This window comes from Pseudomonas sp. ADAK7 (genome assembly GCF_012935675.1).
Taxonomy (GTDB): domain Bacteria; phylum Pseudomonadota; class Gammaproteobacteria; order Pseudomonadales; family Pseudomonadaceae; genus Aquipseudomonas.
In genome coordinates this window covers 1,601,040-1,625,743 of the sequence record NZ_CP052861.1, presented here as the reverse complement: position 1 = coordinate 1,625,743, position 24,704 = coordinate 1,601,040, and the positions used below count along the sequence as shown (strand labels likewise).

Here is a 24,704-nt window from a genome sequence, read left to right as displayed (position 1 = left end):
CGAGGGGAAGGCTATGGAATACGTCATTGGCGTGGATATCGGTACACAAAGCACCAAGGCGTTGTTGGTCGATGGCCAGGGACGGATTGTCGCCCAGCACAGCCAGGGTTATCGGGTGGATACACCGAAAGTGCGCTGGGCCGAGCAGTGGCCGCAGGTCTGGCTGGATGCCGTGGAAACGTGCGTGGTCGGTTGCCTGCAAGGCGCCGGCGTGCCGCGCGAGCACATCAAGGCGCTGTGCATCAGCAGTTTGTACGGCGGTTCGGGGATTGCCGTCGATGCTGACGTGCAACCCCTGCACCCGTGCCTGATCTGGATGGACCGGCGTGCCGGCGAGCAAGTGGAGTGGGTGCGGGAGAACATCGACCTGGAGCGGCTGTTCCAGATCACCGGTAACTCGGTCGACAGTTACTACGGCTTCACCAAGATGCTCTGGCTCAAGCAACACCAACCGCAGGTGTGGCGCCAGACCCGCTATCTTCTGCCGCCCAACAGCTACATCAACCATTGCCTGACCGGCGAACTGGCGGTGGACCACAGTTCCGCCGGTAACATCGGCGGAGTTTACGACTCGGCCGCTCGTTGTTGGTCGGTGGAAATGCTCGAAGCGCTGGGCATCGCGCCGAGCCTGATGCCCGAGCGCTTGTTGTATTCCGGTGAAGTGGTCGGGGGCTTGCTGCCGGAGTGGGCCGAACGCCTGGGCTTGCCGACCGGGATGCCGATTCTGGCCGGTGGCGTGGATGCCGCGATGGCCACGTTGGCGGCGGGCGTGACCCAGCCCGGCAACCATGTGGCGATGATTGGCACCAGCATGTGCTGGGGTTATCTAAACCAGCAGGTCGATGCCCGGCATGGACTGGTGAGCATGCCCCACGTCTATAACGGCCATCGCGACCTGTACATTTTCGGTGGCGCGATTACCGCCGGGGCGTCGGTCAACTGGTTCCGCGAGCAGTTCTGTCAGGCCGAAGAACTGCAAGCGCAACGCAGCGGTGAAGACAGTCATTGGTTGTTGGAGCAGCAGGCGACGAAGATTCCGCCGGGCAGTGAAGGGCTGCTGTTTCTGCCTTATTTGATGGGTGAGCGCAGCCCGGTGTGGGACGACCGCGCCAGTGGCAGCTTTGTTGGCCTCAATTTGTTTCACAGCCGTATCCACCTGTACCGCGCGGTGCTGGAAGGGGTGAGTTTTGCCCTGCGCCACAACATCGAGGCCGGCACTCGCGGCGCCCATTCGCTGGACCCACGGCTGATCGTGGTCGGCGGCGCCAGCCATTCCGATTTGTGGATGCAGATTATCGCCGACATCACCCACTACCCGGTCTTCACCATCGTCCAGGAAGTCGAAGCGGCCCTCGGCGCGGCGTTGCTGGCGGCCCACAGCGTCGGTTTGGTGGATGACCGGCAAATGGATCAGGGCTGGGTGCAACTGCAGAAACGGGCGGAACCGATCGCCGGCAACGTTGCCGCGTATGACCAGGCCTTTGCCGACTACCTGCGCCTGTACCCGGCGCTGAAACCGATCATGCACAGCCTGCAACAGCACTGAGCCACGGAGAACACACATGAGCGGGATCAGCTTCGATTTCAGCCAGCAACGGATTCTGGTCACCGGCGCCAGCAGCGGCATCGGCCTGGAAATCGCCTGTCAGTTGATGGCGTGCGGTGCCCAGGTGTTTGCCTTGGGCCGCAATCTTCAGGTGTTGCAGCAGTTGCAAGCCGACGGCTGCGAGGTGCTGGCGGTGGATGTGGCCGACAGCGCGGCGCTGGAACAGGCCCTGGAAACATTGCCGGTGATGCACGGCTTGGTTAATTGCGCCGGTATTTCTCTGCTGGAATCTGCCCGGGGAATTACTGCCGAAGGGTTCGACCGGGTGATGGCCGTGAATGCCCGGGCGGCAGCGTTGATTGCCAGTCGTGTGGCGGCGGCGATGATCGATGCGGGCGAGCAGGGCAGCATCGTCAACTTGTCGAGCCAGGCCTCATTGGTGGCGCTGGATGATCACCTGGCCTATTGCGCGTCGAAAGCGGCGCTGGACGCCATGACCCGCGTGCAGTGCGCGGAGTGGGGTCGGCACGGGATACGGGTCAACAGCGTCAACCCGACCGTCACCCTGACGCCCATGGCAGAGGCCGCATGGGCGCAGCCGGCCAAACGTGATCCGGTGCTGGCGGCGATCCCGCTCGGGCGATTTGCCGAGTCGGCGGAAGTGGCGCTGCCCGTGCTGTTTTTACTCAGTGCCGGTGCCAGCATGATCAGCGGTGTCAGCCTTGCGGTGGATGGTGGCTACACCGCGCGCTGACGGTCCGGACGTCGTCATGTTAGCCTTCGGACTCCCGCCTCGACTTCAGGCCAGCCAAAGCGTTTCGATGAGCAAACAGAAAAGCGTCACCATCAGCGACATTGCCAAACGGGTCAACATGACCACGATCACGGTGTCCCGCGCGCTGAACAACCCGCATCAGGTCAAGGCTGAGACGCTGGCGCGCATCCTTGAAGTGGCGCGTGAACTCGATTACGTGCCCAATACGTTTGCCCGTAGCCTCAAACGCGACGAAAGCCTGATTATCGGGGTGATTACCGCGTCCGTGGACAACCCGTTCTACAGCGAGATGATCAAGGCGATTTCCCGCGAGGCGAAAAAGCACGGCTACACCATCATGCTGGTGGACACCGACAACCTTCCGGAAATTGAAAGCAAAGCGGTGGATACGTTGCTGGGCTACCGCGTGGCGGGGATCATCTTGTCGCCGGTGTCGGACGAGCCGAAGTACCAGCCGGATTACCTTGAGCGGCTGGCCAACGGCAAAACACCGGTGGTGTTGCTTGATCGCACGATTCACGACAGCCCGTTCAGCCGGGTTGTGCTCGATAACTACCACAGTGGTTACAAGGCGGGGCAGTACCTGTTGCAGCAAAACCCCGGGATCAAGCGCCTGTTGGTGCTGACCGGCCCCCAGCATTCGCGGATTACCGAAGAGCGTCTCAAGGGATTACACGCCGTACTTGGCGTACAACCCTCGATGCAGATCGACATTTATCCCGGTGACTACACCCTTGAACCTTCCTTCGAAAGCACCCTGGCTTACCTGGAAAACGGCACGGCGCCGGACGCAATCATGGGGTTTAACCAATTGATCACCATGGGCGCGCTGAAGGCATTGCGGGCCAGGAAAATATCCCATGAAGGCATCACCATCTGTGGCATCGATCGTTTGCCGTTTGCCGATATTTTCGGTGTGCCGATTGCGTGTGTCGCTCACGATGCGACCCTGGCGGGCAGTAGCGCTGTGCGCGTATTGCTGGATCACCTCGAACATCCGACCAGGCCCCGGGACAAGGTCATCATCAGTGGTGAACTGGATGATGCTTACTGAAGGCATTCAACGGATCCTCACCGGTCGCTGGCACCTGACGACTATGGCGCAGAGCCGACACATCCGGTGCTAGGGCATGTCTGACGGTTATAAGGGAAATGCTTTGTGTGGACATTTGCCCAAGGTGTCATGACCGGGCCTGCCGAGCCTCCGCCCGCACCACCATCCAGAGCCCGATCCCGGACACCGCCATCCCCGACACCATCTGCCACGACAGCGGCTCGTCAAACATCGCCCAGGCCCACAGCATCGTAACCGGCGGGCTCAGGTACAACACGCTGGCGACTCGGGTGGCGGTCGCGCGGCGCAGGCACAGCCAATACAGTCCATAGCCGCCCATGGTCGACAATCCCACGGTCCACAACACGCTCAGCGCAAACCCGGTGCTGGGGATCGGCGCGAGGCTGCCCTGTGTGCCCTCGACGAGGGCGAAGGCGACGCTCGACACACAGCATTGCAGCCAGAGATTGGGCAGTAGATCCAGCGTTTGCGAGGCGGGTAAATGCTTCTGCCACAGCGTGGCGACGGCGAGGGACAGCATGCCGAGCAACGGCAGGCCATACGCCCATAAAGGCGCGTCGCCCCACGCCAGCGCGCCATGCGTGACCACCACAACCCCAATCAGGCCGATAACCAGTCCGGCCCAGACTGGCCAAGCCAGTCGTTGCCCGAGCACCACCGCGGCCAGCAACGCCATGCCCATCGGCAACAGATCGGCGAACAGCGCGGCGAGGCCTGCCGGCACGCCCAGGGCGATGCCTTGCGTGACGCCAGCCAGATAACCCGCCATGGCCAGCAAGCCAATGCCGGCATTTTTCAGCAGGGCGGGCAGGGAGGTCCGGCGCAATGATTGAGCGACGAAGGGCAACAGGATGAGCGTGACCACAACGCAGCGCCAAAACACCACCAACAAGGCCGGCGCGTAATCAATCGAGAAGCGCGCGCCGACAAACCCGGAACTCCAGGTCAGCAGCAATCCGGCCTCGAGTATCGGTAGCGGCATCGTCCGGCGCCAGTTGGAGGTGGTTTTCGAGTGGCAAGCGATCGGTGTGGGCTGGTTCATTGCCACAGGCTACGAAACCGGCCTAATCTAATAAATCAAAATATAGTGCAGCAGTCCTTCACGAAGATGGAACCATGACAGCGATCCTCGATATCGAGCTGGTCCGGACGTTTCACGCCGTGGCGCGGATCGGCAAATTCAGTGCGGCGGCCGAACAGCTGCATAAAAGTCCGGCGGCGGTCAGCGTGCATATCCAGCGGCTGGAGGCGGTGGCCGGTGGCCGTTTGCTCAACCGCGATAATCAGTCCGTCTCGCTGACGGCATTGGGCAAGCGGCTGCTGGTATCCACGACAGAACTGTTGAGCACCCATGACCGGGTATTGGCCGACTTGCACGGCACCCATTTGGCGGGACGCATTACCCTGGGCGTGCCCGACGAATACGCCGTCCACGTTATCCGCGACATCCTGCCGACCTTCGCGGCCGCCTGGCCCAACGTGGTGCTGGAGCTGAAGACCGCACCAAGCTACGCGCTGCGGGAACAGGTTCAGCGAGGCAAGCTTCAGGCCGCGGTGATTGCCCAGCCCAAGGGGCAACTGAATGACGAAGCCCAGGTGCTCGTCTCCACGAAACCCGTCTGGATAGGACCGGCAACGGCCATGCTTGCGCTGACTGATCCACTGCCATTGGCCGTACACGCCGCGCAATGCCCTTATCGGCAAGCCATGTTGGAGTCGCTCAAGCACAGCGGCCGCCGGTCGCGGGTAGTGCTGGAAAGTCCGTCCAACCAGGCGATCAAGGCCTGCGTGGAGGCCGGGCTGGCGATCAGTCTGATCGACCGCGCGATGGTGACGGACAACATGCAGATCCTCGACGGTTTGCCCGACATACCGGAGCATGAGGTGGTGTTTATGCGTTCGGCGTCATCACAGGGCGATGAGGCGGTGAACGTGCTCGCCCAGGCCATGCAGCACTATTTTCGGCTGTAAAAATGACTCAACCCAACACCTGCTCACCGAGCAGAATCACCGCAATGATGATCATCGCCGCGCCCGAGAAACGACTGACGATACGAGCCGCCGCCGGGCGTGCCTGCAAGACCGCTTGAGAACCAAACCCCACCAGCAAATAGATAACACCACAGCTGACCGTATGGACGAGCCCCAGCGCAATCATCTGCATGGGCACCGTCCACGCAGCGGTCGCGTCGGTAAATTGCGGCAACAGCGCCAGGAACAGCAGGAACACTTTCGGATTCAGCCCGCTCACGCAAAGGCCCTTGAGCGCCCAGCGCTTCCACGAGCCCGACGCCTGACTGCCATCGGCGTGCGGCGTAGCGGGGCGTGCCAGCATGTTGATGCCCAGCCACAACAGATAACCGGCCCCGGCAACCGTCAGCACCGACAGGGCCACGGGGTGGTTGGCCACCAGCGTGCCGACACCACCGGCGACGATCACAGTTGCCAGCAAATGACCGGACAACAGGCCGCCCACGGCAGGTATCACGACCCGCCCCTTCAACCCCGCCGAAATCGCGTAGGCCCAATCGGCGCCCGGGGTGATGACGAACAGAATCGACACCGCCCAGAAGGCCACGAAAATACTCAAGGTCATGGGTTCATCCACCCTTGCTGATGACGCAACACGCTCTCCATCGTCTTGCTCCGATCAAGATTGAATGGAGGAAGAATAATGAAATGTTGTTAGTATTTATTTCCAAAGATGGTTATGAGAATGCTGGATAAGGGGAGATTTTTCCAAATGGACAGGACTGATCGAAAGATTCTTTCCGAGCTGCAAAAGGACGGCCGACTTTCGGTTACCGAATTGGCCGACCGCGTGGGGCTGAGCCTTTCCCCTTGCCATCGACGCGTGAAGGCATTGGAAGAGTCAGGTGTGTTGCTCGGCTATCGCGCACAACTGGACCCGACGGCATTGGGCCTCAACTTTTCCGCGATGGTGTTTGTCACGCTGCGAGAGGGCAACGGGCAGGCCGTCGAGGCCTTCGAGACGGCGCTCGTGGACATCCCGCACGTGGTCGATGCCCAGAGGTTGTTCGGGGAGCCGGACTACCTGCTGCACGTCATTACCCAGGACTTGCCGGCGTTTCAACGGCTCTACGATGACAGCCTGTCGACACTGCCCAACGTGCAGCGGCTGACGTCGACGCTGGTGATGAAACGCGTCATTCAGGACCGACCGCTGCCGTTGTGATCGGAAGCAACAACGTCACTGTTTCGGCGGTTGTGCCTTGTCCGTCGTTTCGGTTGAGGAGTCGGCTTCTTTTTCCATGGATTGCGAGTCGGCGCCGGAGCTTGAACCTGACGCTTCCTCGCCCTTTTTGTTGGCCTTCTCGTCGTTGGATTCAGCGGTGGCCGGGGTGGCGGATTCTGCGGCGGTCTTCTCGGCGGCCAACGCGACAAGGCTGCAGGGCATCAGCAGGCTCGCGAAGGTGAGCGCGGCGATTGTTCTGTTCATCGTTTTATCCTCCAGCGAGGGGTACACAGCGTTGGAAGAACAGGACGGGAAAAGGTGCTAAGCCACTGACGAGCGGCAGAAGTCGCACGAACATGGACAGAAAACGCGCCCTACGGCCCCATCGCGCAGGCATTTTCAACCCTCGGCCACTTGTCATATTCAGTCTCACTTCGTCGCAGATAGTAGCCAGCCCAACGCGTTTCCAATGAGGCTGCCCCGTGTTTCAACGTCTTCTGTGTTCGCTGTCCGTTTTGAGCCTGTCCATCGCCGCCGCCCAGGCTGCCGAGAGCACTGCCCTCGATACTCCGCACCTGCGCAGCATCGACAATTTCCGTGATCTGGCCGGCACCACCACCGCGTATTCCACGGCCCACGACGGCACGATGCGCAGCGGTGTGTTCTACCGCTCCAATGCGCTGACGCCGTCGGCGGCGGATCTGACCACGTTGAATGGCCTCGGCATCAAGGCGATCTACGACCTGCGCACGCCGAGTGAGATCGCCGGTACGCCCGATACGCTACTCACCGGGGCGACCTACGAGAACATCGACATCATCGGCAGCACCACGTCCGGCGCGAACATCACCACGGTCTCGTTCAAAAGCACCGCCGATGCCATCGCCATGATGCAGCAGACCAACCGAGCGTTCGTCAGTGATGCGGGGATGCGCAGCCAGTTCACCCGGTTGTTCAATGAACTGGCGAGTGTCGACGGCGCCGCGCTGTTCCACTGCACCGCCGGCAAGGACCGCACCGGTTGGACCGCCGCTGTATTGCAGAGCATCGCGGGTGTCGACAGCGCCACCATCATGAGCAACTACCTGGCGACCAACGACTACACCGCCGCGCGGGTGGCCGCGACCCTCAAGGCGATGCCGGCGAGCATGGCAGCGGTCTATGCGCCGCTGCTCGGGGTCGAGGCCAGCTATTTGCAGGCGGGTTTGGACCAGGTCACCGCGCAATACGGCAGCATGGACAATTACCTCAAGCAAGGCCTGGGCCTGTCCCAGGAAACCCTCTATGTGTTGCGCGGCAAAATGGTCGAATACAACAGCCTGCCGGGCCAGGCCGGCCTGATCGGCAACGCCGCTGCCGGCGCGCAAGTGTTGCAGCAGCTGCAGAACAGCAACCTGTCTGGCACCTACAGCGCCTACAACTACTATCTGCAATCGGCCATCGATGCCGGCAGCCTCGGTGGGGTTGAATCCACCGTCGGCGGCCAGGTGCATGCGGACGCCGCCAGTTATCTGCTGCGTCAAGGTGCGATGATCGACCAGGCGTCGGCGCCGTTCAGCAGCGGCACGGACCTCAAGGTCGGCCAATACCGGTTATGGAGCACCGCGCTGGCGGGCTATCTGGGCACGGACGGCTCGGCCCACGCCGCCAGCAGCAACGAGCACAGCCAAGGGTTGATGGTTGGCCTGACCCAGCGCTTCTCCGAACAATTCAGCGCCCATGCCGGCTTCGGCTACAGTCGCGGTAACGTCGGCGGGGCGGGCGGCGAGGTGGATACCGACCTGACCTTTTTCAGCGTGGGTGCGCGTTATGCGCCGGGCGGTCTGGAACGCGGACTATTTGTCGACGCCGACGTCAATGCCGGTTGGCTCGACTACGACAGCAAGCGCGACCTCGGCGGTGGACTCGGTTCGGCCAAGGGCGACAGCCATGGCAATCTCAGCGGAGCCAGCCTGGCACTGGGCTACCGTTTGCCGGTGAGCGGCATGATCCTCGAACCGAGTCTCGGTGTGCGCGTCAGTCATCTGGATGTGTCGGGCTTTCAGGAGAAGGGCAGCGAACTGGCCCTCGATGTCGATGGCCTCCAGGCCACCCGCCGCAGCGCCGTGGCCAACCTCAAGGCCTCGTTCGCACCGATTGGGATGGGCGCCTGGAGCCTGGCGCCGGGTGTCGAAGTGGGTTACGAGCATGTGCTGGGCGATCACACCGTCGACAGCGAAGGCCACTTGCTGGGCCTGGACATCGAACAGCGTGCCGCCTTCGACAACCGCGATCAGTTCACCGGCCGCGTTAATCTCATGGCTAACCTTGGCGCGCTGAGCGTGGGTGCTGAAGTCGGCGCCAGCGGCGGAGGTGACAGCCACGGCTTCAGCGGCGGCCTCAAGGCCAGTTATCTGTTCTGATCAACACCCAAACTGTGGCGAGGGAGCTTGCTCCCGCTGGACTGCGCAGCAGTCCCCTGCTTTTCAGATAGAGCAGGGGGCCGCTTCGCGACCCAGCGGGAGCAAGCTCCCTCGCCACAGGTTGCTCGTCGTGTTCAACGCCGGTTTTTCAGGCCGTTTTTCGCCTCCGCCGGGCTGATACCGTAAGCGCTCTGGAAGTACTGGCAGAACCTGCCGACATTGCTGAACCCATATCGCACGGCCACCTCGGTCACGGACATCAACCCACCGTCCGCCAGTGCAGCATAGGCGCGCTCCAGACGCACCTGCCGCTGATAAGCCACGATCGACATCCCCATAAATCGCCGAAACCCCTCCTGCAAAGCACGCTGGCTGACGTTGCTCAGCCGCGCCAGCTCCGTGCCGCTGACCAGGTTGTCGGGATGTGCCTGAATGTACTCGACCGCCCGCTTCACATGCCGTGGCGCAATCAGCGGCTCAGGGCGGCGAAGGGCTTGGCTGAAGTTGTGCGGCCAGGCCTCCAGCACCGCGTCCACCAGCATTTCCCGAAGGCGCGAGGGCATCAGCGTGCCGGCGTTGATCAGCAGGTCGAATTCGGTGCCCGTGGCCAGATCGATCAAAGCCTTGATGCCCTGGAAGGCCGGGGAATCCAGATCCACCTGCGGCTCGAAAATCAGCTTGTTCAAAATCGGCTTGCCCAGCAGCGTCGACAGGCGTTCGGTGATCAGCCCGCGCCGGATCGAAATTCCGTGCTGCGCATGGTTGTCGATAAACCGCATCGAGCGGATATCCGCCTTGTCGATCGCCAGCCCAACGTGGGCAACGCCTACGGACTCGGTGCGGTGGTTGAAGACAATCGTGCCGGCGGTGGGAATGACGAAGGTGATTTCATCCACGGGATCGGGAAAAGCCACCGTGAAGTCGCCTCGATAATGCATGCGGCGAAAACTCACGCCTTCGTGCCGGCCGTAGACCCCTCCGATGATGATGTGCCCCGGCGGGGGCGGCGTGTCGGCGTAGCGGTTGCCGAACATCTGCGAGAACAGCGCACCGAAGTCGTCGCAGCGCATGTCGTTGGACCTGAGGATGATTGACTGGCGTGTCGAAGTTGAGAACACCTTGAGGGGCACCTCGGGCAGGGCAATTGGGGGCAGGGCGGGGAAGTTAGCAGGCGGGCGTGACAGGTGTGTGACGGGGGTTGTTTGGGCTATTTTTAACAGGCCCATCGCATGATTTCAGAGGAGACGCAACATGGACCGATTCACTGGCGGTTGCCTGTGCGGCAATGTCCGGATCGAGGCATCGGGCCGACCCTACCGCGTCGGCCTGTGTCACTGCCTCGACTGCCGCAAGCACCATGGCGCGCTGTTTCACGCCTCGGCGATTTTCCCTCAGGACGCGGTGACGATCGAGGGCGAAACCCGCGACTACGCCGGACGCTGCTTCTGTCCGCGCTGCGGCTCGTCGGTGTTCAACCGCAGCGCCGACGAAATCGAAGTCAACCTCGGCTGCCTGGACGCGCCCGACCAACTGACGCCCACCTATGAAAGCTGGACGGTGCGTCGCGAGGCATGGTTGCCGGCGTTTCCGCTCGCGCGGCGGTATGCGCAGGATCGGGAAGGCACGGGGCGGTTTGAGGAATGAGTGATGCGCACGCGTCATTGCACCAGGTAAGCGGCCTGTGAATCATGCAGCGGGTGTGCCAGTTTGAGGGCCTGTTGGATGACTCGCCGTTCCTCGCTTGTTAGCCGCTTCCGGCCCATCTCATGGAAGGTGCCACCGGGGTCGATGTGCACTGAAAAGAGCCCGATCAGCTCGTCGCCGGATTCCTCGAGGATCAATTCCAGGTGCGCCTCGTTCGAGGTGTTCGCCGTTAAATAGGTGAATCCTTCAACGACCGCACGACCACACCAGTGCAGCTCATCCCACGCCAAAAAACTCCCTTGCGCGCTGCCAATGCCTTGCAGATTCCAGGACGTCGAACCCTCCCGAGATGCTTGCAGCGCCGGCAGCAATCGTTCGCAGGAGAGGATCTCGAGTTCGTACTTGCGGTCGCTATCTGGAGTGGAATGCGGGGACGCATGAGCGGCGCCGACAACGTGTGCTTTCAAGAAGTGGCTTTGAGCAATTTCGGACGGTTGTTCACTCCAGCCATTCAAGTCGGACACGGGCGGGCACCAGATCAGCAGAATGGTTGCACCGGCTTCCAGGCGGTCGTCGCGATCAAAGAACGCGAATGTCTTTTGACCAACGGCCGGCACGATATCGTTGAGGTGGATGACCGGGGCGCTGTAATCAACGCCTGAATCCAGCGACCAGAACCTCGGGCGGTAGATTTTTATTTGCGCTGCTCGGTCACATGCCTCAGCGCTCATTAACCACCGCCGTGCTATCGCGCAACGTCACTTCAAACGGCAACACCACGTGCCGTTGGGCAATCGGTTTTTTCTCAATCAGGGCAATCACCATCTCGACGGCTTTCTGACCGAAGGCTTCGGCGGGCTGGGTGATGGTGGTCAGGGGCGGGTCGCAGTACGCCGCGAACGGGATGTCGTCGAAGCCCACCAGCGAAATGTCCTCGGGGACCCGTAAGCCCTGTTGCTTGATTCGTTTCAACGCGCCGATGGCCATTTCATCGTTTTCGCAGAACAGCGCGGTGGGACGTTCGGGCAGCGCTAGCATCGCTGCGGCACCGTCATGCCCAGCCTTCAAGCTGAAATCACCGTGGCAGATCAGGGCCGGGTCGGACGCGATGCCGGCGTGGTGCAATGCGTCCTGATAACCGGCCACGCGGTCGCGGGTCAGCGGGCTGCTTTTCGGGCCTTTGATCAGGCCGATCCTGCGGTGGCCCAGTTCGAGTAAATGCTCGGTCATGGCCCTGGCGGCGGCGCGGTTATCGAGGCTGATGGTGGGATGGCGGCCACCCTGAATCACCTCGCAGGCGTTGACGATGGGCGGTAACTCGGCGTTGGGCAGGGGTGATTCAAACGGGTCGTAGGCGCGCAGCTGGATCACGCCGTCGGCCTGATGGGCGTACACCAGCGCGGCGAATTCCCGTTCGATTTCCTCCCGGCCCTGGGTGTCGCACAGCAGCAGTCGATAGCCGGCGGCCTGGGCGGCTTGTTGCGCGCCGCTGATCACACGGGCGAAAAAGATATTGGCAATGGCCGGCACCAGAATCACCAGGTTGCCGGTCCGGCGCGAGCGGAACTGCACCGCCATTTGGTTCGGCCGATACCCGGCTTGTGCCACGGCGGCGGTGACCTTGTCCCGCGTCTCGGGGAGCACGCGCTCTGGCGACGCCAGTGTTCTGGACACCGTGGCCACCGAGACGCCGGCCAGCCGGGCTACTTCACGGATATTGGACAAGCTCACCTCGATTTCGAACAGCGCGGCCGGCGAGCTTACCGCAGGTCGGCCTTGGGCTGAAATGTCCGGGATTTTTTAATCCGGGGTTTGACACCTCGCTTAACTCGGCCTAAATTTCGGCCACGATGTAACCGGTTACATCATAGCCAGTCTCCAGCCGCTTAAAACAGAGAAGAGTTGCGATGAATGTTCCAGTGGCAAAAATAAGAATGGGCTTTGTCGGGGGCGGCGAGGGCGCTTTCATCGCCCAGGCCCATCGGCAGGCCGCCGGGCTCGACGGGCGTTTCGAGCTGGTCTGCGGGGCATTCAGTCGAGATGCACAAAACAACCTGAACAGCGGTGCCGCGCTTGGTTTGCCTGCATCGCGCTGCTACAGCGACTGGCAGCAGATGATCGAGGCCGAGCGCTTGTTGCCCGCAGAACAGCGCATGGAACTGGTGGTGATCGTCACCCCCAATCACCTGCACGCGCCCGTCGCGAGTCAGGCGCTGAGCGCGGGTTTTCACGTGTTCAGCGAAAAACCTGCTGCACTGAATCTGGCCGAACTGCTGGCGCTGAAAGAGCACGTCATTCGCAGCCATCGCCTGTACGGCCTGGCCCACACGTACCTGGGTTACCCGATGGTCTGGCAGGCGCGGGAGATGGTGCGCAACGGCGTAATCGGTGCGGTGCGCAAGGTCATTGTCGAGTATCCCCAGGGCTGGCTCAGCCAGGATGTGGCCGGGCAGGGCAACAAGCAGGCCGAATGGCGCGATCAGCCGGAATTGTCCGGGTTGGGCGGCTGCATTGGTGACATCGGCACCCACGCCTTTTCCCTCGCGGAGTTCGTCGCCGATCAACCGATCCAGCAGCTGTGCGCGATGCTGGGCGTGCACATCCCGGGCCGGCAACTGGACGATGACGCCTCGATGTTGTTCAAGATGGCCGGCGGCGCGAGCGGCGTGTTGATCGCCAGCCAGGTCTGCGCCGGTGAAGAAAACCCGCTGAAGATTCGGGTCTACGGCGACAAGGGTGGGTTGGAATGGCGCCAGGAAGAACCCGCCAGCCTGATCCACCGCGCCCTCGATCAACCCCTGCGCATCTTGCGTTCCGGCCTTGGCCAGCCCTGGTTGTGCGCGGCCGCCACCCGGCGCATGCGCTTGCCTGCCGGCCACCCTGAAGGCTATCTCGAAGCCATGGCCAACCTCTACGGCGATTTTGCCAACGCTATTCGTGGCGAGGTCGCGGGCAACGACGCCCCTGGCGTGCCCGGTATCGAGGTGGGACTGCGCGGCATGGCCTTCATCGAAACGGTGATCGCCAACCATCGTGGCGACGCCAAGTGGACCGAATTGGTGTGCACCCCATGACGCTGGAGAATCTTGCCGTGAACGATCAACCCAAAACCATAAAAGGCCTGCGTGGCCCAGGGATTTTCCTCGCGCAGTTCATGTCCGACGAAGCACCGTTCGATAACTTGACCAACATTGCCCACTGGGCGGCGGCGCAAGGTTACAAAGCCATTCAATTGCCGACCCTCGGCACTCAATTCATCGACTTGGCGCTCGCCGCCGAAAGCCAGGATTACTGCGATGAATTGAAAGCCGTTTGCGCCCAGGCCGGCGTCGAGATCAGTGAGTTGTCGACGCACCTGCAAGGGCAACTGGTGGCGGTGCATCCGGCGTTCGACACGCTGTTCGATGACTTCGCCCCGGCCCATCTGCGCGGCCAGCCCCAGGCCCGAACCGAGTGGGCCATTGAACAATTGAAGTTGGCCGCCCGCGCCAGCCAGCGCTTGGGATTGAACGCCCACGCGACGTTTTCCGGTGCGCTGCTCTGGCCCTACATCTACCCGTGGCCGCAACGGCCGAGCGGTCTGGTCGAGCAAGGTTTCGCCGAACTGGCCAAACGCTGGTTGCCGATCCTCGATTGTTTCGAAGAGGCCGGGGTCGACCTGTGCTACGAAATCCACCCCGGCGAAGACCTGCACGACGGCGCATCGTTCGAGCGTTTTCTGGAGGCCGTTGATCATCATCCGCGCGCCGCCATCCTCTACGACCCGAGTCATCTGCTGCTCCAGCAAATGGACTACCTGGGCTTCATCGATCGCTACCACGAGCGCATCCGCATGTTCCACGTCAAGGACGCCGAGTTTCGCCCGGATGCGCGTTCGGGTGTCTATGGCGGTTATCAGGGCTGGGTCGAGCGGCCGGGACGTTTCCGTTCCCTGGGCGATGGCCAGATCGATTTCAAGTCGATCTTCAGCAAATTGACCCAATACGACTTCACCGGTTGGGCCGTGCTGGAGTGGGAATGTTGCCTGAAGGATTCGGCGCAGGGCGCCGCGCAAGGGGCGGCATTTATTGAGCGGCACATGATCAACAAGACGCAAAAGGCCTTCGACGATTTCGCCAGTGTGTCGGCCGATGAAGGTTTCAATCGACGATTGCTGGGGTTGCCCGACGCCTGATCACAACCTTGCGTGACCCGCTCTCCAACAAGAAAAACAATAAGAAGGTGACAGTTATGACCACGATGACCGCGCGATTGAGCGCCATGATGTTCCTGCAATTTTTTATCTGGGGTGGCTGGTTCGTCACCCTCGGTACGTTCCTGGCCAGTAACCTGGGCGCCAGCGGCGGGCAGATCGGCATGGCGTTCTCGACCCAATCCTGGGGCGCGATCATCGCGCCGTTTGTGATTGGGTTGATCGCTGACCGATTCTTCAATGCCGAGCGCATCCTCGCCGTGTTGCACCTGATCGGCGCCGTGTTGCTGTACCAGCTCTATCGCGCCCCGGACTTCAGTACGTTTTACCCGTATGTGCTGGCCTACATGATGATCTACATGCCGACCCTGGCACTGGTCAATTCAGTCGCGTTCCGGCAGATGAGCGACCCGGCCCTGGAGTTTTCCCGCATCCGCGTGTGGGGCACCATTGGCTGGATCGTGGCGGGCGTGGTGATCAGTTTTGTCTTCGCCTGGGACTCCCAGGCCGCCATTTCCTCCGGCGGGTTGCGCAATACCTTTTTGATGTCGGCGATCGCGTCGCTTGTGCTCGGGCTCTACAGCTTTACCTTGCCGCGCACCGCACCCCTGAAGCCTGAAGCGGGCAGTGGCGGCCTCAAGCAAATGCTCGGGCTGGATGCCTTGGGTTTGCTGAAAGATCGCAGCTACCTTGTGTTCTTTATCGCCTCCATTTTGATCTGCATTCCGCTGGCGTTTTATTACCAGAATGCCAATCCGTTCCTGGCAGAAATTGGCGTCACCAACCCTACGGCGAAAATGGCCATCGGGCAGGTTTCCGAAGTGCTGTTCATGCTCCTGTTGCCGCTGTTCATTCATCGCTTCGGCATCAAGATCGCGCTGCTGGTGGGGATGTTGGCCTGGGCCTTGCGCTACCTGCTGTTCGCCTACGGCAACAATGGCGACCTGGCCTTCATGCTGTTCACCGGCATCGCCCTGCACGGCATCTGCTATGACTTCTTCTTCGTCTCGGGCCAGATCTACACCGACGCCAAAGCCTCGGAACGCTTCAGAAGTTCCGCTCAAGGCCTGATTACCCTGGCGACCTACGGCCTGGGCATGTTGATCGGCTTCTGGGTCGCAGGGCAGGTGACCGACCACTACGCCTCGGCCAGCAGCCATGACTGGACAAGCATCTGGCTGTTCCCGGCAGGGTTTGCGTTGGCGATCTTTTTCTGTTTTTCACTGGCCTTCAAGGGGCGGCAAGCGGTGGCTGTGCAGTCGACCGTTTGACGATCGCCCCTGGAAATGGCCGCTCACTGTTTGCTTGATTGCTCTCTGATCTGCGTCAGGCTGAGTCGAGGGGTCAATGCTTCGGGGTCGACTCTGACTTCAATCAACGATGGCCGGGACATGGTCAGGCAGCGCTCAAAGGCGGGCGCAAAGTCGGAGGTCTCGGCGACCACTTCGCCATGCAATCCATAGGCTTGGGCCAGTGCAGCGAAATCCGGGTTGTGCAATTGCGTACCGGACACGCGCCCAGGGTAATTGCGTTCCTGGTGCATTCTGATGGTTCCGTACATGCCGTTGTTGACCACCACGAAAATCACATGGGCCCCGTATTGCGCGGCGGTGGCGAGCTCCTGACCATTCATCAAGAAGCAGCCATCCCCGGAAAACGAAACCACCACGCGATCCGGGCAGGTCAGTTTGGCGGCCACGGCAGCCGGCACGCCGTAACCCATGGAGCCGTTGGTGGGGCCTAACTGGGTGCGGTAATGGCGGAACTGATAGAAACGCTGAAGCCAGACGGCGTAGTTGCCAGCGCCATTGGTCAGGATCGCGTCATCCGGGAGCCGGCGATTTAACCACTCAATGATGTCGGCCATTTGCACTGGGCCAGGGGAGGGTGTGTGTTCCAGGTTTTGCAGATAATGCTGATTCAGCGCGCGCGTCCACTCACTGGTTTTTTGCGGGCTTGCGGGCGCCAGTCCTGCGGCGGCTTTCGCGAAACACGACATGCTGCTGTTGATCGCCAGCGCAGGCTGGTAGACCCGTCCCAGCTCTTCAATGCCTTGGTGAATATGAATCAGGGTTTGCCTGGGGACGGGAATATCCAGGGCCGCGTACCCGCCCGTCGAAACTTCCCCCATTCGCGAGCCGACGACCAGGAGCAGGTCAGCCTCTTTCACGGCTGACGACAACTGTGCGGACGCCGCGAAGCCAAGATCGCCGGCATAGTTGGGGTGTCGATTATCGAACAGGTCCTGACAACGAAAGGAGGCGGCCACCGGGAGATGTTGCTGTTCTGCAAAAAGGCGAATGTCCTGCACGGACTCGGCATCCCAGCCGCTGCCGCCCAACACCATCAATGGACGTTCCGATTGCTCAAGCAGGTGCTGCATGGCCGCCATTTGCTCGGCTGCGGGCGTCATCAACACCCGTTTGAACGCACCGGCATCACTGACCTCCGCCATTTCGGTCAGCACGTCTTCTGGCAGTGCGACCACGACCGGCCCCGGCCTGCCATTGACCGCTCGGTGAAACGCCTGGCTTACGAGTTCGGGAATTCTTCGGGGGTCGTCGATTTGTACGACCCACTTCGCCAAGGGGCCAAACATCTGGCGAAAATCAACTTCCTGAAACGCTTCGCGATACTGCTGATCGCGAGCGACCTGGCCAATGAAAAGGATCATCGGTGTCGAGTCCTGGAAGGCAGTGTGGACGCCAACCGCGGCGTTGGTTGCCCCTGGGCCGCGAGTCACGAAGCAGATGCCCGGCTCGCCAGTGAGCTTGCCGTAGGCCTCCGCCATATAGGCCGCCCCGCCTTCCTGGCGGCAGACGATCAGGTCGATGTCTTCTTGCACGTCATGCAATGCGTCGAGAACCGCCAGGTAGCTTTCTCCTGGAACACAAAAAGCCCTTTTGACGCCATGAATGCGCAAGGCATCCACCAATATCTGACCTCCGCTACGACGAGAAATGGTTTTATTCATTGTGATCTCCTGAGGCGAATGGTGAAGAGGAAAAGGGCTCACTTTCCGGCGGTTCTGACGCGTTCAAATGGAAGAGCAACGGGTAACGTCTGCGCCCGATTCTGAGCATCATCGCGTGGGGGGACAAACGATGATTGCTCAGCACTTCATTCCCTCAGCTATTGAAGTCGGACTGAATAATGGGACGTTATCCTTCGCTGGCCCAAACCCCGGTTGCCGCCGTGCGCCGGACATAATCGCCAAAGTCCCGCGCCGGCCGGCCCAACGCCCGCTGCACGCCATCGGCTACCGGCGTGTTGCGGCCATCGAGCACGGTGGTGAAGAGATACAGCACCAGGTCGATCACTTCCGCTGGAAGCTCTGCCTGTTCCAACGCTTGGCGATAATCGTCCGCCGGGACTGAGGCGAACTGAATTTCACGCTGGGTCTCACGGGCGATTTCCTCGACGGCTTCGGCAAACGTCAGCGCGCGTGGGCCGGTCAGTTCATAGAGTTGGCGTGAGTGTCCGGGTTGGGTCAGCGCCGCGACGGCGATTTCGGCAATGTCTTCGGCGTCGATGAAAGGCTCGGCGATAGTGCCCACGGGCAGGACGAGCGCCCCTTGCTGGATGGGTTCGAGGAAGTGCGCTTCGCTGAAATTCTGGAAAAACCAACTGGCGCGCAGGATCGTCCAGTCGACGCCGCTGTTCTGTATGACTTGTTCGGCCTGTTCAGCTTCGACCTCACCGCGCCCGGACAGCAACACCAGTTTACTGACGCCGCTGTTGACCGCTTGATCGGTGAAGGCCTTAACCGTTTCGAGCGCACCCGGGACGGCGAGGTCGGGTTGGAATGAAATGTACACCGCGTGAATGCCATCCAGCGCCGCTGCCCAAGTGCTTCGATCTTCCCAGTCGAAGGCGGGACTCGCCGCCCGTGAACCCAGGCGAACGGGCCGCCCGGCAGCTTGCAGACGCAGGGCAATTCGCCGTCCGGTTTTGCCGGTGGCACCGAGAATCAGGATGGTTTCTTGTTGGTTTTTCATCGTTTCATCTCCCTCGGGTTAATGTGAGTGATACTCACGTTAAAAAGATGATAGACCCTCATGTTTTGCTGTCAACGGGCAGAATTGCCAAGCCCGACGTACGGCAAATACCCCTGTAGGAGCTGTGGTGTCCATGTATCGGTCCGATGCTAAAGTGAGCCTATGTCATGTTCTCGTCCGGGAGATTTACCCCAGTGCCCAAGAAAACCCTCGAAGCCGTCGAACCGCCTGTCGCAGAGCCGACGCGGCGCACTCCCACGCAGCAGCGCAGCCGCGAGCGCCAGGAGCGGATTCTCGCCGTCGCCACTGATTTGATCGCGAGCAAGGGCAGTGACCAGGTCAAGATGAGTGAGATTGCCGAGCGTTCAGAGATCTCGATCGGCTCGCTGTATCAGTACTTTCCGGACAAGAGCTCGGTGATTCGCACGTTGGCCGAGCGCTACAACGTTGAAAGCCGTCGCTGTATCGAAGAGGCGCTGGTTGCCGTCGAGGACGCGCAAGGATTGCGAACGGCGTATTCCGAGCTGCTCGATCTGTATTACGAAATCGTTCTGGCGACACCGGCCATGCGTGATATCTGGTCCGGGATGCAGGCGGACAAACAGCTCATGGCGCTGGAGTTGCAGGAGAGTCGCGTGGCGGGCGGTTTATTGAGCGATGCGATGCTGCGGGTGTTTCCCGATAGCGATGCGCGGCAGGTCCGGGAATCGGCGTTCCTGATCTGGCATCTCGGGGAGGCGACCATGCGCCTGGCCGTTTCATGTTCCCCGGAGGAGGGACGTGGCCTGGTCGAGGCTTTCAAATCCATGTCATTGCGCGAAATCATGGCGCCGGGGGCCGGATCGAGTGAGTCTGATCCAGCCGCCGACGAAATCAGCTAAGCCAGATCATCGGCCTGGTGCCGCTCAGGCACCTGGCTCGCCTCGTCGCCCCACGTCCGGTTGACGCGTTGCCCACGGATGACCGCAGGCCGATTGGCAATCTCCTCGGCCCAGCGCTGCACATGGGTGTATTCGTGCGCCGACAGAAACTCGGCCGCCGAGTACACGTTGTCCCGCACCAGTTGGCCGTACCAGGGCCAGACCGCAATATCGGCGATGGTATAGGTGTCACCGGCCAGGTAGGGGCTTTCACCAAGACGACGATCGAGGACATCCAGCTGACGCTTGGCTTCCATGGTGAAGCGGTTGATCGGGTACTCGAGCTTATCCGGCGCGTAGGCGTAGAAATGCCCGAAACCACCGCCCAGGTAGGGCGCAGCACCCATTTGCCAGAACAGCCAGTTGAGGGTTTCGGTGCGTCCGGCCGGATCAGTCGGCAGAAAGGCGCCGAACTTTTCCGCCAGGTACAGCAGGATCGAACCGGACTCGAACACTCGGATGGCGGGTTCAACGCTGCGGTCCAGCAATGCGGGGATCTTCGAGTTCGGGTTGATCTCGACAAAGCCGCTGGAGAACTGGTCACCTTCGCCGATGCGGATCAGCCAGGCGTCGTACTCGGCGTCGGTATGCCCCAGCGCCAGCAGTTCTTCGAGCAGGATGGTCACCTTCACGCCATTGGGCGTGGCCAGCGAATACAGCTGCAACGGATGCTTGCCTAGGGGTAACGCCTTGTCATGGGTCGGCCCGGCAGTCGGGCGGTTGATGCTGGCGAATTGGCCCCCGGACGGCGCGTTATTTTTCCAGACCTTGGGCGGAACGTAGGACGCTTTGCTCATGAGACGAACCTTATCTAGTGTGCTTGCCGTGATCACGTGGACCGCGGATGGACAGTTCGTGGGGACAAGCATCATCCCCGTTGTTCGGCCACCAACAGCAACGACTGCGGCACAGGGCTTTGCGGGTGCTGCGGCTCCTGCAGGCCGGCCAGCCGAAACCCGGCCATGTCCAGCGCATTGAGCCAACTGGACAACGTGCGAAAGTACCACGGCATGGGTTGCCATTGCCCCTTGAACCCGGCAAAGGTCTCTTCCCGCCAGCCATCCTGATAATCGCCCGCCGCCACCGCCCACGGATGCAGGGTCTGGATCACCAGCGCGCCGCCCGGGGCGAGCAGGGCGTTCATCGCGGCGAGCAGCGGAATGATGTCCTGATGCAGCAGGGCGAAGTTGGCGCAGATCAAATCATAGCCACTGCCGATGTCCACCTGCGCCTCGACCAACTGTTTATAGCTTGCCACCTGCACCGGCTCAGACCCCGCCGCCCGCGCCGCCTCAACCAGCGTCCCATCGCCATCCACCCCGACCGCCTCGATGCCCCGTTTCGCCAGGGCCCGCAACAGCCAGCCTTCGCCGCAGCCCAGATCAAGCACGCGCTCGGGTTGCCGGCCGAGTATCGCCAGCAGGATAGCCTGGTCGGTGACCTGGACACGGCTTTCGAGCGTGCCGTTGCGGATGGCTTCGATCCAGGACTGGGCGTTGTGGTGCCAGCTCTGGAGAAGGGTGGATTCGGGGCTGGGCATTTCGATCTCCGGAGTCGGGGGGTGGATGGAAGGATAGGACAAGCGCTCTATTTGACGAACCTGAGGCACGCAAAACCTGTCTTGATGCGCAGCTGTTGTATAGGTTCGACGCTCTCTTGAGTCCCGGCTTTTTTGACGACGTTAATTCCGCAGTGATATTGGTCATTGGTGAAGATTGGCAGAAGGCCTGGCTTGGACTCACTCCAGGCGCCTGCTTGCACGGTGTAAATAGCGCCTGCCTGAGGGGTGAAGGAGAAGGGTATCCGGCATATCGTTCCTGCGACGACGTTCTCGTACGTCAATACCAACTCCTTACCCACGGCCACCTGCGATTCGATGAAGTCATCGGCCAGGGCATTCAATGACGAACCCCCCGCATAGCAACCCTTTTCATTGAAGGTTATGGCGTCCAGGCTGGTCCCGCGTGTGTATTTCAGGCGAACCGTGGCCGAGGGTTCATCCGGCTTGGGAAAGTCGTACGGCTTGCCCTGAAAAATTGAAGTACAACCACTGAGCAGTACTGCTCCAGCCAGTAACGCGCACAAACCAGACTTGCCATTGCTGTACATCAACCGCTCCTTTGATACCGGCGGACGTCCCTGAAAACTTCAGAGGCCGGGTGTTATTGAATGATGGCCTTATGGTACTTGATCTTGTGAAGGTCCAGTCAGCAGGGCAAAAAACACAGCAAAAACCCGCAACTCAGTGCGGGTTTTTTTTACGTATGAAAGACGCGCTATCCCTTACACGCCGGTAGCCAGTTTTCCCGTCGACAACCGACGCTTGTAGGCACTGTCCCGACTCGCCAACCAGAAATACAACGGCGAAGTCACCAGCAACCCCACCACCCAGGACAAGTCCGCGCCATTGATGTGCTCGGAAATCGGCCCGACGTACAGCGGTGTGTTCATGAATGGAATCTGCACGATGATCCCGATCACATAAGCCAACAGTGCCTGCGGGTTGTAGCGGCCATAGATCCCGCCATCGACGTGGAAGATCGAGTCGATGTCGTACTGACCTTTGTGGATCGCGTAGAAGTCGATCAGGTTGATCGCGGTCCACGGCACCAGGACCACCAGCAGTACCAGCACCATGTCGACGAAGTGGCCGATGAAGTCCGCCGAGGCACCGACGGCGGCGAAGCAGCAGGCGCCGAGGACGATGATCGAGAGCACGGCGCGGCTCTTGGCGGTGGGGATCCAGCGGTAGGCGAAGGTTTGGATCAGGGTGATCAGCGACAGCACGGCGCCGTAGAGGTTGAGGGCGTTGTGGCTGATGACGCTGAGCAGGAACAGCACCAGCATCAATGGGCCGATGGAGCCGGTGGCGAGTTTGACCGCGTCCATGGTGTCCATGCCCACGGGTGTGGCGAGGACGGCGACCGCGCCGAAGATGAACGAGAGGCTGGAGCCGAGCACGGTGCCCAGATAGGTGGTCCAGAACGTAGAGGCGACGGGGACGTCCGCCGGCAGGTAGCGCGAGTAGTCGGAGACGTACGGTGCGAAGGCGATCTGCCAAAGTGCGGCCAGCGATACGGTGGCCAGCCAGCCGGAGATGTTGAAGCTGCCGCGGGTGAGGAAGTCGGTGGTTTGCACGTGGGTGAAGATGTAGCCGAAGCCGAGCACGATGCCGGCACCGAGCACCCAGGTGCCGATGCGGTTGAGCACGTGGATGAAGCGGTAGCCGATGATGCCGATGATGCCCGAACCGAGGGCGCCGATAACGATGCCCACCGGTACCGGCACGCTGTCGACCACGCCGTGCAGGGACTTGCCGGCGAGGACGATGTTGGAGGCGAAGAAGCCGATGTACATGACCCCGGCGATCAGCACCACCAGCAGCGCACCGAGGGAGCCGAATTGGGCGCGGCTCTGGATCATCTGCGGGATGCCCATCTGCGGGCCTTGCGCTGAGTGCAGCGCCATCAATACGCCGCCGACCAGATGCCCGACCAGAATGGCGACGATGCCCCACACCAGGTTCAGGTGGAACAGTTGCACACCGAGGGCGCCGGTGACGATGGGCAGCGGCGCGATGTTGCCGCCAAACCAGAGGGTGAACAGGTCCCGGACCTTTCCATGGCGATCTTCCGGGGGAACGTAGCCGATCGTGTGTTTCTCGATCAGCGGGGCGGAGGTTGTTGCAGAGGTGACCATGACGAACTCCAAGGCAAAGTGAGTACGTGGACGTACTTCGGTGAGCGCCGCGTGGGCGACGCTTTTCTTGTTGGAGTGATGATGTGCAATGCACCGGGATAGATAAATTAGTAAGTTTGTTGCCTTAAACCTTAAAAAATATATGCCCGGGGTTTGGGTGGGTCCGGTATGTTCTGGGTGCGGTGTGTCTGGTTTCAGATCCGGCCGATGCTGAACCTGTAGGAGCGAGGCTTGCCCGCGAAGACGGTCTGACATTCAACATTCTTGTCGACTGACACACCGCTTTCGCGGGCAAGCCTCGCTCCTACAGGGCGTGTGTGGTGTGTGTTTTTCTGGAGGTCCGCATGGCCGCTTACAACCTGCGCCAGCTGCGCTATTTCGTCACCACCGCCGAGTGCGGCAGCGTGGCGGAAGCTTCGCGCAAGCTGTATATCGCCCAGCCGTCGGTGTCGACGGCGATCAAACACCTGGAAGAAAGCTTCGGCGTGCAGCTGTTTATCCGCCATCACGCCCAGGGTGTTTCGCTGACGCCCAGTGGCTCGCGGTTTTACCGCAAGGCGCTGGAGCTGTTGCGGGTCGCGCACGAGTTTGAGCAGAACGCGCTGGCGGACAATGACGTGGTGGCCGGGCAGATCGATATCGGCTGCTTTGAAACCGTGGCGCCGCTGTACCTGCCACGCTTGATCGCCGGGTTCAAGGAGCGCTGGCCGGGGGTGGAGATCCGCATTCGCGATGGCGAGCAGCAAGAGTTGGTGCAGGCCCTGACCGCCGGCAGCATCGACCTGGCGATGCTGTTCGAGCACGATCTGGACAGCACGATCGAGACCGTTTCCCTGATGCCGCCGCAACAGCCTTACGCCTTGCTGCCGGCGGACCACCGCTTCGCACAACAGGCAAAAGTGTCGCTGGACGACCTGGTGCTGGAGCCGATGATTTTGCTCGACGTGGTGCCGAGCCGAACCTACTTCGTGAGCATTTTCGAAGAGCGCGGGCTGACCCCGCACATCGTTTTCAGCTCGCCTTCGATCGAGATGGTGCGGGGCATGGTCGGGCGCGGTTTTGGTTTTTCGATTCTGGTGACCAAACCGTTTTCGCCGTACACCTATGACGGGCAACAACTGGTGTGCATCCCGCTCGCGGAAACGGTGACGGGCTCGGGGTTGTCGGCGGCGTGGCTCAGAAGGTCGCAACTGACCAAGCCGGTGCAGTTGTTCGTGGATTATTGCCAGGAAGAATTGGCCCGACTCTATACCTGAC

At 61.2% G+C, this 24,704-nt stretch carries 24 protein-coding genes; 12 read left to right on the top strand and 12 right to left on the bottom strand.

Annotation, left to right across the window (positions count from 1 at the left end; translation table 11 throughout):
* Window positions 1-13 precede the first annotated feature (13 nt).
* The 3 genes from HKK53_RS07465 (at window position 14) to HKK53_RS07455 (ending at window position 3,375) form a co-directional block, all read left to right on the top strand.
* A complete protein-coding gene (locus HKK53_RS07465; RefSeq protein ID WP_169370258.1) occupies window positions 14-1,546 on the top strand; it encodes an FGGY-family carbohydrate kinase in 1,533 nt (510 codons plus the stop codon).
* 16 nt (window positions 1,547-1,562) lie between these two features.
* A complete protein-coding gene (locus tag HKK53_RS07460) occupies window positions 1,563-2,300 on the top strand; it encodes an SDR family oxidoreductase (protein ID WP_169370257.1) in 738 nt (245 codons plus the stop codon).
* A 67-nt stretch (window positions 2,301-2,367) separates the two neighbouring features.
* On the top strand, window positions 2,368-3,375 hold the full coding sequence (locus HKK53_RS07455; protein WP_169370256.1) for a LacI family DNA-binding transcriptional regulator: 1,008 nt from the start codon (window positions 2,368-2,370) through the stop codon (window positions 3,373-3,375).
* A gap of 127 nt (window positions 3,376-3,502) precedes the next feature.
* Here the strand turns inward: HKK53_RS07455 and HKK53_RS07450 are convergent, their stop codons facing one another.
* On the bottom strand, window positions 3,503-4,438 hold the full coding sequence (locus HKK53_RS07450; RefSeq protein WP_169370255.1) for a DMT family transporter: 936 nt from the start codon (window positions 4,436-4,438) through the stop codon (window positions 3,503-3,505).
* Window positions 4,439-4,512: 74 nt separating this feature from the next.
* Between HKK53_RS07450 and HKK53_RS07445 the strand changes: the two genes are divergently transcribed.
* Window positions 4,513-5,367, top strand: coding sequence for a LysR family transcriptional regulator (locus tag HKK53_RS07445; protein ID WP_169370254.1), 855 nt, complete (start codon window positions 4,513-4,515; stop codon window positions 5,365-5,367).
* A gap of 7 nt (window positions 5,368-5,374) precedes the next feature.
* Here HKK53_RS07445 and HKK53_RS07440 read toward each other — a convergent pair whose 3' ends face one another.
* On the bottom strand, window positions 5,375-5,992 hold the full coding sequence (locus tag HKK53_RS07440; protein WP_169370253.1) for a LysE family translocator: 618 nt from the start codon (window positions 5,990-5,992) through the stop codon (window positions 5,375-5,377).
* Window positions 5,993-6,139: 147 nt separating this feature from the next.
* On the opposite strand from HKK53_RS07440, the gene HKK53_RS07435 reads away from it, so the two are divergent.
* Complete coding sequence (locus HKK53_RS07435) at window positions 6,140-6,592, top strand: Lrp/AsnC family transcriptional regulator (protein ID WP_169370252.1); 453 nt, start codon at window positions 6,140-6,142, stop codon at window positions 6,590-6,592.
* Window positions 6,593-6,607: 15 nt separating this feature from the next.
* On the opposite strand, the gene HKK53_RS07430 is transcribed toward HKK53_RS07435, so the two are convergent.
* The gene (locus HKK53_RS07430) at window positions 6,608-6,856 is read right to left on the bottom strand and encodes a hypothetical protein (RefSeq protein WP_169370251.1); all 249 of its coding nucleotides are present in this window, start codon (window positions 6,854-6,856) and stop codon (window positions 6,608-6,610) included.
* Between the two features lie 218 nt (window positions 6,857-7,074).
* Between HKK53_RS07430 and HKK53_RS07425 the strand changes: the two genes are divergently transcribed.
* Window positions 7,075-8,994: a tyrosine-protein phosphatase gene (locus HKK53_RS07425; protein ID WP_169370250.1), complete on the top strand. Its 1,920-nt coding sequence runs from the start codon at window positions 7,075-7,077 to the stop codon at window positions 8,992-8,994.
* Window positions 8,995-9,128: 134 nt separating this feature from the next.
* Here the strand turns inward: HKK53_RS07425 and HKK53_RS07420 are convergent, their stop codons facing one another.
* A complete protein-coding gene (locus tag HKK53_RS07420; RefSeq protein ID WP_429527162.1) occupies window positions 9,129-10,064 on the bottom strand; it encodes an AraC family transcriptional regulator in 936 nt (311 codons plus the stop codon).
* Between the two features lie 181 nt (window positions 10,065-10,245).
* Here HKK53_RS07420 and HKK53_RS07415 point away from each other — a divergent pair, with 181 nt between their 5' ends.
* Window positions 10,246-10,638, top strand: a complete 393-nt coding sequence (locus tag HKK53_RS07415) for a GFA family protein (RefSeq protein ID WP_169370249.1) — start codon at window positions 10,246-10,248, stop codon at window positions 10,636-10,638.
* Between the two features lie 14 nt (window positions 10,639-10,652).
* On the opposite strand, the gene HKK53_RS07410 is transcribed toward HKK53_RS07415, so the two are convergent.
* The gene (locus HKK53_RS07410; RefSeq protein ID WP_237150729.1) at window positions 10,653-11,369 is read right to left on the bottom strand and encodes a hypothetical protein; all 717 of its coding nucleotides are present in this window, start codon (window positions 11,367-11,369) and stop codon (window positions 10,653-10,655) included.
* Window positions 11,359-12,363 (bottom strand): LacI family DNA-binding transcriptional regulator, encoded by a 1,005-nt coding sequence (locus HKK53_RS07405; RefSeq protein WP_169370248.1) that lies wholly within the window; start codon window positions 12,361-12,363, stop codon window positions 11,359-11,361. Before HKK53_RS07405 ends, HKK53_RS07410 begins: the two co-directional genes overlap by 11 nt.
* A 182-nt stretch (window positions 12,364-12,545) precedes the next feature.
* Here HKK53_RS07405 and HKK53_RS07400 point away from each other — a divergent pair, with 182 nt between their 5' ends.
* The 3 genes from HKK53_RS07400 to HKK53_RS07390 are packed head-to-tail and all read left to right on the top strand — an operon-like array spanning window position 12,546 to window position 16,101.
* On the top strand, window positions 12,546-13,712 hold the full coding sequence (locus tag HKK53_RS07400) for a Gfo/Idh/MocA family protein (protein WP_442962280.1): 1,167 nt from the start codon (window positions 12,546-12,548) through the stop codon (window positions 13,710-13,712).
* Complete coding sequence (locus HKK53_RS07395) at window positions 13,709-14,812, top strand: sugar phosphate isomerase/epimerase family protein (protein WP_169370247.1); 1,104 nt, start codon at window positions 13,709-13,711, stop codon at window positions 14,810-14,812. The genes HKK53_RS07400 and HKK53_RS07395 overlap by 4 nt, the downstream gene beginning before the upstream one ends.
* Window positions 14,813-14,868: 56 nt before the next feature.
* Window positions 14,869-16,101, top strand: coding sequence for a nucleoside permease (locus HKK53_RS07390; RefSeq protein ID WP_169370246.1), 1,233 nt, complete (start codon window positions 14,869-14,871; stop codon window positions 16,099-16,101).
* 23 nt (window positions 16,102-16,124) lie between these two features.
* Here HKK53_RS07390 and HKK53_RS07385 read toward each other — a convergent pair whose 3' ends face one another.
* Both HKK53_RS07385 and HKK53_RS07380 read right to left on the bottom strand, forming a co-directional pair.
* Complete coding sequence (locus HKK53_RS07385) at window positions 16,125-17,804, bottom strand: thiamine pyrophosphate-binding protein (protein ID WP_169370245.1); 1,680 nt, start codon at window positions 17,802-17,804, stop codon at window positions 16,125-16,127.
* A gap of 187 nt (window positions 17,805-17,991) precedes the next feature.
* Window positions 17,992-18,828, bottom strand: coding sequence for an NAD(P)H-binding protein (locus HKK53_RS07380; RefSeq protein WP_169370244.1), 837 nt, complete (start codon window positions 18,826-18,828; stop codon window positions 17,992-17,994).
* 194 nt (window positions 18,829-19,022) lie between these two features.
* Here HKK53_RS07380 and HKK53_RS07375 point away from each other — a divergent pair, with 194 nt between their 5' ends.
* The gene (locus tag HKK53_RS07375) at window positions 19,023-19,709 is read left to right on the top strand and encodes a TetR/AcrR family transcriptional regulator (protein ID WP_169370243.1); all 687 of its coding nucleotides are present in this window, start codon (window positions 19,023-19,025) and stop codon (window positions 19,707-19,709) included.
* On the opposite strand, the gene yghU is transcribed toward HKK53_RS07375, so the two are convergent.
* The 4 genes from yghU to HKK53_RS07355 form a co-directional block, all read right to left on the bottom strand.
* Complete coding sequence (gene yghU, locus HKK53_RS07370) at window positions 19,706-20,545, bottom strand: glutathione-dependent disulfide-bond oxidoreductase (RefSeq protein WP_169370242.1); 840 nt, start codon at window positions 20,543-20,545, stop codon at window positions 19,706-19,708. The two genes, HKK53_RS07375 and yghU, sit on opposite strands and share 4 nt — an antisense overlap.
* 71 nt (window positions 20,546-20,616) lie before the next feature.
* Window positions 20,617-21,288, bottom strand: a complete 672-nt coding sequence (locus HKK53_RS07365) for a class I SAM-dependent methyltransferase (protein WP_169370241.1) — start codon at window positions 21,286-21,288, stop codon at window positions 20,617-20,619.
* A 47-nt stretch (window positions 21,289-21,335) separates the two neighbouring features.
* On the bottom strand, window positions 21,336-21,857 hold the full coding sequence (locus HKK53_RS07360; RefSeq protein WP_169370240.1) for a hypothetical protein: 522 nt from the start codon (window positions 21,855-21,857) through the stop codon (window positions 21,336-21,338).
* 174 nt (window positions 21,858-22,031) lie between these two features.
* Window positions 22,032-23,447 carry a purine-cytosine permease family protein gene (locus HKK53_RS07355; RefSeq protein ID WP_169370239.1) on the bottom strand — a complete coding sequence of 472 codons (1,416 nt, stop codon included), beginning with the start codon at window positions 23,445-23,447 and terminating at the stop codon, window positions 22,032-22,034.
* A gap of 344 nt (window positions 23,448-23,791) precedes the next feature.
* Here HKK53_RS07355 and HKK53_RS07350 point away from each other — a divergent pair, with 344 nt between their 5' ends.
* Window positions 23,792-24,703 (top strand): LysR family transcriptional regulator, encoded by a 912-nt coding sequence (locus HKK53_RS07350; RefSeq protein WP_169370238.1) that lies wholly within the window; start codon window positions 23,792-23,794, stop codon window positions 24,701-24,703.
* The last annotated feature ends 1 nt before the right edge of the window (window position 24,704 follow it).